The organism is Oceanobacillus sp. J11TS1 (genome assembly GCF_018333215.1).
GTDB lineage: Bacteria > Bacillota > Bacilli > Bacillales > Amphibacillaceae > Oceanobacillus.
The window spans coordinates 1-12,106 of sequence record NZ_BORO01000046.1; the positions used below are offsets into that span (position 1 = coordinate 1).

Below are 12,106 nucleotides of genomic sequence, written 5' to 3' on the forward strand. Positions count from 1 at the left end.
TTATCAGTTATACTAGTAGACATGGGTAAGGTCTCCTCTTCTTAGTTTTTGTCGTGATTAACTAAAGGGTAGGATAACCTTACCTTTCCTATTTATTCATCTTACACAGACTATTGTACGTCATCGCGAAAGCGCTCCAACCGAGCCAAAATCCGCTCCAAACTAAGACCAAAGCGCTCCAATCGAGTCGAAATCCGCTCCAAACTAAGACCAAAGCGCTCCAATCGAGTCGAAATCCGCTCCAAACCCAGGCCAAAGCGCTCCACCTTAGGTTAAACTAGCTCCAAAAATGGCCAAATCCGCTCCAACCCCAGGCCAAACCCTCTCCACCCCAATCCAAAACTTCTACAGATTTTCATTCCGTTTGATCATTTGCTGGTAACGCTTATCAAAGTTTGCTTGTTCTGTATCTTGTATGGGGATGGTAACAATTTCTTCAGTTAACCCTTTTAATGTATCTATCACACGCTCTTTGGCATCCTCCACAGTTAATGAAATCCCTAATAAATCAGAAAGAGAAGCCATCACATCAGGGTCTACCTCTGGATAGGTAAAAGAGGTCTCCTCCTCTTGTTTCGCAATATGATAAAATTCACGAATAAAGGAAGCGCGCGCTTTACTGTTTCCTTCAATGTCTAAATAAATTTGTACGGATATTCCATTTTTTACACGGCGCTGTGAAATACCTGCGAATTTTTTTCCGTTAATACTTAAATCATAATCTCCAGGGCAATACGAACCGACAATTTCATAAGCTTCGATCGCATCCGTGATATCTTGAAACATTGCCTGGACAAAACGCACCATTGCCTCATAGCAGTCATAGATCGATAAGTTCTTTGCTCCAGGAATGATTAAAGAAATATTAAGAACGCCTTCGTCTAAAGCGACAGCAAGACCGCCTGAATTACGAACAATCCCTTGATAATTATTTTTTTTAAGAAAGTCCATGCCTGCTTTGATATGAGGTAAACGAGAATCGGGAATTCCTAAAACGATGGTATTGGGGTGCACCCATAGACGAATAACGGGAGGGGAAACTTCCTCACTGACAGAGATAGCCAGCGCATCATCAATGGCAAAGGATGCAAGAGCCGTATTAGGCTTTCCTGCAACAAAACCTTCCGTAGAATGGTCTATATAACGAAATGTATTATGCCGAATAATTTCTTTCCAATTTTTCATATCTTCATCCTAAACCTTTCATCAGCTAATTAACTATATTATAATATACTAAAAGCATAAGAAGAAAAGAAATATAAGGTATTTTATAAAAAGACTGTACGAAAAAATTGTACAAGCAGAATAAAGAGACAAGCACGCTAAATTTTAGGGGAAGCACGGATGGAGATATTAGTATGGCATATAAAGATGAACAATTAACAGAAGAAAAGGTATTTAAAGACCCGGTCCATCGCTATATTCATGTCCGGGATCGTGCAATTTGGGACTTAATTGCTACACCAGAATTCCAGCGACTGCGGCGGGTAAAGCAATTGGGTACAACCAATTTAACGTTTCATGGGGCAGAGCATAGCCGCTTTAATCATTCGTTAGGGGTCTATGAAATTGTGAGAAGAATTACCAATAACTTTGCAGACCGTGAAAGATGGGACCGAGAACAGCGGCTGCTTTGTCTTTGTGCTGCGTTATTGCATGATTTAGGGCACGGACCATTCTCACACTCGTTTGAGAAAGTGTTTAAATTAGACCATGAGCAATTTACACAGCAGATTATTTTAGGGGATACAAAGGTAAATGAGATTTTGAAAAAAATAGCTGCTGATTTTCCTGAGAAGGTAGCAGATGTTATTGGCAAGACCTATTCTGATAAGCTCGTTGTTAGTTTAATATCCAGCCAAATTGATGCGGATCGCATGGATTATCTGCAGCGGGATGCTTATTTTACCGGAGTGAGCTATGGTCATTTTGATATGGAACGTATTTTACGTGTCATGCGGCCGATGGATGACCAGGTTGTGATTAAATCAACAGGAATGCACGCAGTCGAGGACTACATTATGAGCCGTTATCAAATGTATTGGCAAGTTTATTTCCACCCTGTAACAAGAAGTGCGGAGGTTATTTTATCCAAAATATTTCATCGGGCAAAGGAGCTTTATGAAGATGCTTCGTACCAATTTAAGGTGGAACCGACACATTTTATCTCTTTCTTTGAAAAGAATGTAACGCTAGCGGATTATTTAAAGCTGGATGAAATGATTGTTTATTATTATTTTCAACAATGGCAGGAAGAAGATGATGAGATTTTAGCCGATTTAAGCTATCGATTCATTAACCGCCATTTATTTAAGTATGTAGAGTACAATCCGGATCCGCAAATTAATGCAGGGATGGAACTTTATCAGCTGTTTAAAAAGGCTGGTATTGACCCCGATTATTATTTAGTCGTGGATTCTTCTTCGGATTTGCCGTATGATTTTTATCGTCCGGGAGAAGAGGAAGAACGCCTGCCGATCCATCTATTAATGCCAGACGGCGGACTAAAGGAATTATCACGCCATTCCGATATTGTTGAGGCGATTTCAGGGAAAAAACGTACGGACCATAAGCTTTATTTTCCTAAGGACAGGGTTCAATCCATAGAGGATGCAGATTTAAAGAAACGTATTTTAGATATATTGTACGGGAAGGAATGACCATTTGTGTTAGATAATCATGCGAAACTGCTCTACTTTTTCTCCAAAGCCAATCAAATAACAGGCCGGAAGAAATTGCAAAAGATGATTTATATTTTGCAGCAATGCCGCGTTCCTTTTGAAGAAAAATATCAATTTCATTTCTACGGTCCTTATTCAGAGGAGTTAACATTGCGCGTAGAGGAGCTTTGTAATTTAAACTTTTTAAATGAGGAAAAGGAAGAAAAAAGTAATTACCATCAATATCATTATACGATAACGGAAGATGGAGCAGCTTTTCTAAATCAATTTGAAGTGAATATGCCGGAGATGGAGGATAGAATTAGTGCTTTGCAAGCTTGCAGTGCACGGTTTTTAGAACTTGTCTCGACAGTTTTATATTTTGCTTATTTGTCAAAGGAAGAAATAATTGAAAAGGTGCATACCGTAAAACCGAAGCTAAAATATACAAAAGAAGAAATGGATCAAGCATTTCGGTTTATTGAGGAAATACAGAATAAGCCTTTGCACTAAAAAAGCCTTTTAGAACATGATAGAATAAGAAAAAAGGGTGAAATGAGTCAGGAGGGAAAACAATGACAGAAGAAAATAAAAAGAAAAATACATTTACGATTATCAAAGATGATTCTACCGATGGGCATGGCGGTTATGGAGCAGGAACAATCAGCCTTGAAAACATGTCATCGATTATTGTAGATCCAAATGAAGATAAGGCGTATGTTGATATGGCAGCAATGCATGCAAGAAGTGACGTCGAGCGTCGTGTGAAATGGATTAATAATCGCGAGGAAGTCCAAGGCGGCAAGCTTTATTGGATTGTCTGGGTAACCGTGGAAAAAGGAGAAAATGGTCCTTACTACGCTGGTGTTGCCGGCAGTGAAATTCGCGTAAACCGTGAGATTAAACGAGCTTATAAATCCATGGCAGAACATGTAAAGCATATGGAAAAATCACTAAAAGGCCAAATTATCGTCGAGCATATGGATGATCATTCCAAAAAATTATTAGGTGATTTTCTAAAAGAATTCAAACCGGAAATGTGGGAGAATTCATCTTCCGAGCTTAAAACGCAATTAGGAATTGAAAGTTAAACTATGGCGGAATTGTGAATGAATTATGAACAAATTCAGAAATTCTTGTACTTTTCTTAAATACTTTGTAAACTATGAGTACATGGGCTAACTCATGATTACTAGGACAAAAAAGCAGTCTGTATCCGAGGGTATCGATACAGACTGCTTTTTTGTTGCAAGAAATTATAAAATTTGAATGCTATTGATAACTTAGTTACATAAGCAGCCACGTCTAGCTCCAGCGCCCAGCGACTAGCGAGACTTCCCTCACCTCCGTACGATAAAGAAGACTTAGCGATTGGCAAGCCGTCAGGCGCAGACATAGCTAAAGTCGCACTTATGCCCGTGGTGAAAGTCAACATCGACTCTAGAGATAATGGAAGTCCGACTAAAACCAGGCTAAAGCCTAACGTCGGCATACCCCTAAAGGGGCATGTTTCCTTTATCTCCTACGGCTCAGTCCAGTCCGTACGTCGCTACCCGGGCGCTCTGCGCTTTTGTTCTAATCGTAACCAGGTTTTATTGTAAAAAGAGATTGACGTTCTTAAAACATCGATTCAAACCATTTTTGAAGGATGCCTGTATCTGTATCTGCATCCTCTATTTCTTCCTCGCGATCGTCTGAATCTCCGCTATGGCAGTAGCCTAGTGGTTCTGTACCTTTTTCGTAAAACATAATCCTGCTTTTTTGACAACTTGTATCCGCACGTAACCCGCTAAGAGGATCAATGGGGAGCCCGACGATTCCGGACGGCATTGGGAAAACGTTCTTTCCCTCTTCATCAATTTCTTCCATGTAATTTGCCCATATCTCTTTGGAAAAAGCTGTTTCTTCTACATTTGTCATTTCACGGTGATCGTCATAACCGACCCAAATTCCAGTGGAGATGGATGGACTGTATCCAACCATCCAGCTATCAAAATCGGTTGTTCCAGATTTGCCGGCGTAAATATCGGTTAGCTTATTTTGTAAGCTTGCTCCCGTTACGCGTGTATAGCCGTTTAATGTCTCATCAAACATACCGGTCAGCAGCTGTGTAAGAATAAAAGCCTTCTTCTCGTCTAAAACAGGTTCTTCTTCCGGAGCTTCATGCGAGTAAATGCTCTTTCCATCCGCATCAATAATTTCTTCAATAAGATAAGGGGTAACCGTTTTTCCGCCATTCGCAAGACGAGCGTAGGCACTTGTCAGTTCAACGACAGAAACAGAAGAAGTACCGAGTGCCAGGGAAGGAACGGATTTTAAATCACTTTCAATCCCGAATTTTTTAGCTGTTTCTATAAATTGGTCGACCCCAACATAAAGCGCCGTTTTCACAGCATAGATGTTATCTGATAATGCAATGGCTTGTGCAAGTGTAATTGGCCCATCTGCATAATAACCGTTGTAATTACTTGGCTTGTACGTAGAACCATCTGGCAGTTCAAAAGTAGTTGCTTCACTCGTTAAAGTCGTACTAGATGTGTAGCCATTTTCAAGAGCGGCGTAATATAAAATTGGTTTAAAAGTAGAACCGGGCATCCGCTTTGCATCCATTGCCCGATTGAAAGTGCTCGTTTCATAATTTTTCCCGCCAACCATAGCTACTACTTCACCGGTTTGTGGAATAATCGAAATACCGGCAGTCTCTAAGTCGCTCTTTTCATCTAGGCTTTTCGCTACGGCAGCCTCCATTTGCTTCTGATATTCCATATTTAGTGTCGTATGTAGCTTGTAACCGCCATGTTTTATCTCTTCGATGTCTTTATTTAAAATTTGCGCTGCTTCTTGCAAGGCTTGATCATTAAAAAAGGATGCTTCTTCTTTTGCTGGGGTTTCCCGTTGATAAGTTAATTCTTCATTGATTGCCTCTGTATAGGCAGCCTCAGAAATCATCTCATTTTCAAGCATTTCTTTAAGAATGAGCTGCTGTCTATTGGTTGCCTTCTCCATGTTATTTAATGGGGAATAGTAAGTTGGCCCCTTGGGAATTCCAGCAAGCATAGCCGCTTCTGCCAAGGATAGTGCATAAGCAGACTTTCCAAAGAAATAATTGCTTGCTGCCTCGACGCCGTATGCGCCATGTCCATAATAAATGGTATTCATATATCCTTCTAAAATGGTTTCCTTCGAATAAAACATTTCTAGACGAATTGCGTAAAAGGCTTCCTGAATTTTACGCGACCATGTTTTTTCTGGGGATAAATACAGATTCCTGGCATACTGCTGCGTAATTGTGCTGGCTCCCTCTTTCAGGGATCCGGAAATAAGATTATTCCATAACGATCTTATAATACGAAAGAAATCAAGCCCCTCATGATGAAAGAAACGATTATCTTCAATAACCAGAGTTGCTTGAACAACGGAAGGGTCTATATTTTCTAAAGGAATCCATTCATAAGCATCCCCGAATGACTCTCCAATGATTTCTCCCTCTCGATCATATAAAATAGAGGGTGATTTATCACTGAGATTTGGAGGACCCATTAAATAAGCGAGTAAATAGATAGCTAATATTCCTGCTATAACCAATAGAATGATGTTGCCGATTAGCTTATAGATTAGAGGTATCTCTTTTAATGATTTCATCCTTCATCGTCTCCAAAAAATATATCATCTGTAATCATTTATGATGATGAATCGTGTCAAAATAAACCATATCCTCTATCTATTATGGAAAAAGAAATGACTTTATAAACCTAATGATTAAAAACCCGATTTTTAAGCCAGCAAGAGTATTGCTTATCATGGGGGTTTATCGCTATAATAAATTTAAGCCAAACTTTAACCCTTGCCCCCAATAGGGAGCAAGGGTCTAAAATTGTTTGCATATCAATAAAATCTATATTTTATTTCCTTGTAATATACGCATAATATACAAATTTTTATTCCAATTTATCGATAGCTTTTATCAATTGTTCTATATTTTTATGAGTATATACTTTTTCTGTTATATCATCTAAAGCATGCCCGAGAATTTTTTTCACAGCAGTTCGATTGACATCTATATTATCCATCATGGTAGCAAATGTGTGTCTACAATCGTGCGCTCGGTGATGTTCCATTTGTAATTTTTTCATAATTTTTAACCAGTAGTTTTCACGATAATTTTTATATGTCATTCGTTGCTTACTCCTGTTGTGAATTAGATATTTAGAACCTTCGTCCATCCGGTTAGCAATTAAAGGAAGTATTTTTTTGTGAATCGGTATAATTCTATTCGTTCCAGCCTCGGTTTTAAAGCCACCAATCATATACCTTTCCTCTAAATGTATATTTTCATTTTTTATTTCAACCAATTCCCCTGGGCGTAGTCCTGTATAAATCATAATCAATACAGTATCAATGTTATCGACTGTGTTGATGTTGTCCCACAGCTTTTGGATTTCTTCTTCCGTGAATGGTTCTCTATCTGTTTTTTGTCCGGTTTTTTTAATGGTCACAAATTGAGCATAACTTTTTTCCACAATATCATTTTCCATTGCGAACTTATACATCTGGTTATACGTTTTAAGGATGTTAGCTTTCGTGCTATCCCCATATTTACAAGAATCAATAACATCTTGCAAATGAGACTTTTTAAGATCCTTGAATTTCTTATTGTGAATGCTTTTAGAGTGATCAAACCCTTGCTTATAAGCAATTTTACTGGATTTCTTTTCACTTTCCGATGTATTTTTGAATTTATCATGATAAAAAAGCTCATACATTCCCTTGAACGTAATCTTCCTTTTATCTATGTCATAGGGATTATTGTTATAATGAACGAGAGCTTCATTAGCTTTCGCCTGACTAGCATAAGTTCCTAGATATTTATATAGCTGTTTCCCATTCTCGTCATAGCCATCTGTTACTCTAGCTGCATATGGCTTTCTGCGATTACCACTAAGTTTCACAACTCCTCCATAACCATTTGGGTTTCTCATATTCAACACTCCCTATACTTTTTATTTTTCAATGTACCATCTTGGCACTTCTGCATAATCAACTAACTTTCCAATTAATTCACCTTCTTCATTTCGATGAATCGATTCATAAATGGGCAGCTTTACCGTTTCCTTCATCGCTTTTTGCTTTCTCTTGTCCTCTAGTGATGTGATTCTCACATGATTCCCTCCCGTAAGTAATGTTTATTTTGGTAAATTTCAAATCTTTTCCACGCGAATTCATAATCAACATTGAAATGATCAACAATATCTTTTACGCTGTTTATTTTTAACTCATCCAACATAAAAGTTGGCACACAAAAATGGTAAGCAAAATAATTAGCCTGGTATTCCTGTAAATCAATAAACAGTTTGTTCATAACTAGCTGAATGCCACAATGTCTAAGATAATGGCAAACCTCATGACCAAACATCATCCATTCTTGTCTTGGCGTTCCTTTATTCAAAATGATTTCATTATCCATTCTAAAAGACCTCTTCTCGTAAGAAATCACGACTCCCAATAATCTAGCGATCAAAAACATGTCCATTTCAGATGGTTTGACAATGCCCATTCTTAAATATATCTGGTGAATAAAATCCTCTAGGTGCGAATACAAACTAAAACCCCCGAATTAAAGAATATATGTTCTGTTTAAGGTTATAATAGAAGGCATGCCTAAGCACACCCTCAGTTGATTTATTAATTATTTTCAAATCTATACAACAAGTTAGACAATTCATTCCTAATACCATTAAAAGAACTTAATGTTTTGATCGCATTGATATCATTTGTCGTTAAAGTATAGTCGAGTTCTCCTTTACTGCCTTCAAACCTCATTTTCACTTCGTCAGCCTCGACAATTTCTTCGATTAATTCTTCATCGACATTTGTTTTGATATCTTCCTCTCTGATTAACCTACCCCCAAGAGTTTCAGTATCAAAGTCAAAAGTACCAATGGTTTCTCTTTCACCATCTATATTAAAAATAACGTCATCGGCGAATAACCAATTTTCTTTTTCAAACCCAACTAATAGATTCATTGTATTGTCCTCAGTAGTAATAAAAGGCACGATATAATTTTCGCTGCTAATATCATTCAAACCTTTATAATATATAGTAGATACCTCATCAAAATCATCGTACTGGATCTCAATATCCTCCATATAATCTTGTATAGGCTCTAATATTTCTATGATTTCATTTGCTGAGTCATATTCCGAAACGTCATTATTATCTACATAAGTTGAGGCTGTATCATATATTTCTTTATATTCAGCCTTGTTCAAAGCGTTTTTATAAAACACAACATTTTCCTCATTTGAAAAGAAATCCTTCCCGGATATTTCTGATAAATCAACAGGTGGATTATCAATATCAATTTCGCTATTAAAGATTACTCCAACAAGGTAATAATCATCATGAGCTCTTTTGAATTGTCTTGAAGCATCTTGTGCACCTTTATCTATGCTATCATAGAAAAAATCAAACGTTTCTTGACTTAAATCTTTGTTGTTTCCGTTATTTCGTAAAACTATACCAGATGCATATTCAGAATCATCAACGTAATATACAAACATTCTAAATGCAGAATTATCGCTGTCAATCACATCTATGTTCATATTTTCATATTCAAAGCTTTGTAAAGAGTCTTCCTGACCTTCGAATAATTCAGCATTAAAGATATCTTCTGTTCGTAAACCTAATTTCTTTTTTAAATCCAATTCCTTGTCGGAAGAATCCTCTTTATCAGTTTCGCTATCAACATTTTCCGCCTGAAGCTCTTCGTTTTTCTCGCTAGGATTATCACTTTCTGAATTATCGCCGCAAGCAGAAAGAATTAGAACCAAACTTACAAACACAAATAAATATTTCTTCAAACTATCTACCCCTCTATTTATCCTCTATCTATATCAAAGCCATTCTCTATTTATTTTGGCTCTTTTTGAATTTAATAAATTCGTACACATCTTTTAAATCATCTGCGGTTAAAGTTTCCATCTCATGAAACATTAAATCAATATCAGGGAACTCTGTAACGATTTTATTTTTATAGTAATCAAATTTATTTTGTTCAGTTTCGTGCCCTAATAAATAGTCTGTACTTACATTATATAATTTAGCTAGGTCTCTAATTATTTCCGGATCCGGTTTCCTTGTTCCGTTTTCATAACCGGATAGAGTATTGCTTCTAACGCCGATTTTATCAGCTACAAATTTTTGCAAGTATCCGTTTTTTTCACGCAGTTCTTTTAATCTTTTAGGCAATATAGATTCATTCAAATTCAGAACCACCTTTCTTTAAAGGCGATTATATCGCAAAATATGATATTTTAATCAAAAAATCGCAAAAAGTGAATTAAACTATTGACTATCACAAAATGCGATGGTATATTATAAACAAGAAATCACAAAATGCGATTTCGGAAAGGGGTGAGAATAATGATTAAAAATAGTCAAATCAACAATAACTTAAAGAGATTTAGAGATTCAAGAGGTTTAAAATCTAAATTCGTCGCGAAAAAGCTTGGTATTTCTCCAAATTACTATTCTCAAATAGAAAATGGACACCGTTCACCACAACTCGAACACTTATTAAAATTAAAGGAATTATATAATGTGAGCCTCGATGAAATTTTTTTTGATAATAAAATCGCAAAACGCGATAAAGAAAAGGAAATCATCTAAACAAACCATCAAATCACATAGGAGGTACTAAAAATGAACCAATTAACAAAATTATTTGAAGGTAATCAATTACGCATCGTCGAGCAAAATAATGAACCTTGGTTTGTTGCTAAAGATGTATGCGGCATTTTAGAAATTAATAATAGCAGACAAGCTTTATCACGCTTAGATGAAGATGAAAAAGCTGGTGTCACTTTAAATGACGGCAGCCAAAACAGGACCTACCAAGCAGTAAATGAATTTGGTTTATATAACTTAGTCTTATCTAGCCGCAAACCAGAAGCAAAACAATTCAAGCGATGGATAACACATGAGGTTATCCCATCAATCAGAAAACACGGAGCATATGCAACACCATCGACAATAGAAAACATAATCAGCGATCCGGATTTTGGAATCCAACTTCTTTCCAATTTAAAAGAAGAAAGAGAATTCCGGATGCGACTTGAAAAGCAACAAAGAGAAGATGCACCTTATACAACCTTTGGAAAAGTAGTATCTCAATCAGATGCTTCCGTGAATATCGGAACATTTTCAAAAATGATGTACGACCAGCACGGTGTAAATATTGGCCGAAATAAAATGTTCCAATGGCTAAGGGACCGCGGTTACCTAATTAAATCTGGCCGTGAAAGAAATAATCCAAAACAACAATATATTGAGCAAGGATTGTTTGAAACAACTGTATCTGTCATTAGCAGAACACAGGGTGATGTAGAAACTCTGACAACATTAATCACTGGTAAGGGCCAGGTGAAGTTATCAGAGAAACTACTTCAAGAGTTCGGTGTCTTTCATTAAAACAAGCAAACTAGAAACCAACTGAGTTTTTCTTACCGATTGAGGGTGTCGGTAATTTAATTATAGCAATATACAAATCTATTAAAAGGCACTTTGCACGAAGAGCAACGTTGTTGCAGATTATGCAACAAAGGAGGTGATTTCATGGATTTCACGGAAGGGGAGTTGCTGCGAAGAATGCGAGCTTTAGCTGGGTATACCCAAACCCAAATGGCGAAGCTGATGAATTGCGATAAGTCAACGATTTCTCGCATGGAAAAAGGACTTATTGCGCTAACTCTATCGAACGCAATGCGGTGGGCTCATAAAACGAACAATCAAGATATGCTGATTGCCTTTATAGCAGGTGGACAGGTAATGGCAGAATCGATAGCAACTTCCGGGATACTAGGTTTTGCATCTATGTTATTTATCAAGATTTTATAGGAGGAGAGAACAATGAACAAAAACGTAAAGGTAGCAGAAGCTGCACAAATTTTAGGTAAGTCACAACAGTTTGTGCGTATTGGGTTGCAACGTCAATTACTTCCTATTGGGACAGCTGTTCCGACATCAGAAGGCAGATGGACTTATCACATTTCAAGAAAGAAACTTGAAGAATACATTGGAGAGGTGGAGTCAGCATGAAAAACATTTTCGAAAGATTCAGAGATGAAAAGAGTTGCTATATATACAACCGAGAATTAGAAGGAAAAGCATTAAAAGAAGGCAATGTTTCAAAAGCTCTTGCTTATGCAGAAAATGCAACTAGATCGCTAGAAGAAATCAACAAGATTGAAAAATACATCGCAGAATTGAACGCAATCAAAATGATAGTTGTCGCAATCGAGCAAGATCATGAAGATTTCATGAGGTCCCGCATATGAGTGAACGCTTTTACAAGTGGTTTCACGTGTTGGGTTATATAGCGGCATTAGCATTTCTGTACTACATGATGACTTCAATTTAAGGAGGTGAATATGATGGACATACAGCA

The 12,106-nt window shown here is 37.1% G+C and carries 15 protein-coding genes; 8 read left to right on the forward strand and 7 right to left on the reverse strand.

Going from position 1 to position 12,106, the window contains the following annotated elements; genetic code table 11:
* Positions 1-345: 345 nt before the first annotated feature.
* Positions 346-1,185, reverse strand: coding sequence for a lipoate--protein ligase family protein (locus KI343_RS19245; protein ID WP_212928030.1), 840 nt, complete (start codon positions 1,183-1,185; stop codon positions 346-348).
* 173 nt (positions 1,186-1,358) lie between these two features.
* On the opposite strand from KI343_RS19245, the gene KI343_RS19250 reads away from it, so the two are divergent.
* The 3 genes from KI343_RS19250 to KI343_RS19260 all read left to right on the forward strand — a co-directional run bounded on the left by KI343_RS19250 (position 1,359) and on the right by KI343_RS19260 (position 3,751).
* Positions 1,359-2,660 (forward strand): HD domain-containing protein, encoded by a 1,302-nt coding sequence (locus KI343_RS19250; protein WP_212928031.1) that lies wholly within the window; start codon positions 1,359-1,361, stop codon positions 2,658-2,660.
* A gap of 6 nt (positions 2,661-2,666) precedes the next feature.
* The gene (locus KI343_RS19255; protein WP_212928032.1) at positions 2,667-3,173 is read left to right on the forward strand and encodes a YwgA family protein; all 507 of its coding nucleotides are present in this window, start codon (positions 2,667-2,669) and stop codon (positions 3,171-3,173) included.
* A 62-nt stretch (positions 3,174-3,235) separates the two neighbouring features.
* Entirely contained in the window at positions 3,236-3,751 is a 516-nt protein-coding gene (locus KI343_RS19260) for a YwhD family protein (protein ID WP_212928033.1), read from the forward strand.
* 526 nt (positions 3,752-4,277) lie between these two features.
* Here KI343_RS19260 and KI343_RS19265 read toward each other — a convergent pair.
* From KI343_RS19265 to KI343_RS19290, 6 genes are all read right to left on the reverse strand, one after another.
* Positions 4,278-6,302: a transglycosylase domain-containing protein gene (locus tag KI343_RS19265; RefSeq protein ID WP_212928034.1), complete on the reverse strand. Its 2,025-nt coding sequence runs from the start codon at positions 6,300-6,302 to the stop codon at positions 4,278-4,280.
* Positions 6,303-6,598: 296 nt separating this feature from the next.
* A complete protein-coding gene (locus tag KI343_RS19270; RefSeq protein ID WP_212928035.1) occupies positions 6,599-7,639 on the reverse strand; it encodes a tyrosine-type recombinase/integrase in 1,041 nt (346 codons plus the stop codon).
* 21 nt (positions 7,640-7,660) lie between these two features.
* Positions 7,661-7,819 (reverse strand): hypothetical protein, encoded by a 159-nt coding sequence (locus KI343_RS19275; protein ID WP_212928036.1) that lies wholly within the window; start codon positions 7,817-7,819, stop codon positions 7,661-7,663.
* Positions 7,816-8,124 (reverse strand): ImmA/IrrE family metallo-endopeptidase, encoded by a 309-nt coding sequence (locus KI343_RS19280; RefSeq protein WP_244857137.1) that lies wholly within the window; start codon positions 8,122-8,124, stop codon positions 7,816-7,818. Before KI343_RS19280 ends, KI343_RS19275 begins: the two co-directional genes overlap by 4 nt.
* Before the next feature lie 218 nt (positions 8,125-8,342).
* Positions 8,343-9,521, reverse strand: coding sequence for a hypothetical protein (locus KI343_RS19285; protein WP_212928037.1), 1,179 nt, complete (start codon positions 9,519-9,521; stop codon positions 8,343-8,345).
* Positions 9,522-9,567: 46 nt separating this feature from the next.
* Positions 9,568-9,924, reverse strand: a complete 357-nt coding sequence (locus tag KI343_RS19290) for a helix-turn-helix domain-containing protein (protein ID WP_212928038.1) — start codon at positions 9,922-9,924, stop codon at positions 9,568-9,570.
* Between the two features lie 159 nt (positions 9,925-10,083).
* On the opposite strand from KI343_RS19290, the gene KI343_RS19295 reads away from it, so the two are divergent.
* The 5 genes from KI343_RS19295 (at position 10,084) to KI343_RS19315 (ending at position 11,996) form a co-directional block, all read left to right on the forward strand.
* Positions 10,084-10,329 carry a helix-turn-helix transcriptional regulator gene (locus tag KI343_RS19295; protein WP_212928039.1) on the forward strand — a complete coding sequence of 82 codons (246 nt, stop codon included), beginning with the start codon at positions 10,084-10,086 and terminating at the stop codon, positions 10,327-10,329.
* 33 nt (positions 10,330-10,362) lie between these two features.
* Positions 10,363-11,130, forward strand: a complete 768-nt coding sequence (locus KI343_RS19300) for a BRO family protein (protein WP_212928040.1) — start codon at positions 10,363-10,365, stop codon at positions 11,128-11,130.
* 144 nt (positions 11,131-11,274) lie between these two features.
* Positions 11,275-11,556: a helix-turn-helix domain-containing protein gene (locus tag KI343_RS19305; protein WP_212928041.1), complete on the forward strand. Its 282-nt coding sequence runs from the start codon at positions 11,275-11,277 to the stop codon at positions 11,554-11,556.
* Positions 11,557-11,568: 12 nt separating this feature from the next.
* A complete protein-coding gene (locus tag KI343_RS19310; RefSeq protein ID WP_212928042.1) occupies positions 11,569-11,757 on the forward strand; it encodes a hypothetical protein in 189 nt (62 codons plus the stop codon).
* On the forward strand, positions 11,754-11,996 hold the full coding sequence (locus KI343_RS19315) for a hypothetical protein (RefSeq protein WP_212928043.1): 243 nt from the start codon (positions 11,754-11,756) through the stop codon (positions 11,994-11,996). Before KI343_RS19310 ends, KI343_RS19315 begins: the two co-directional genes overlap by 4 nt.
* Positions 11,997-12,106: the final 110 nt, after the last annotated feature.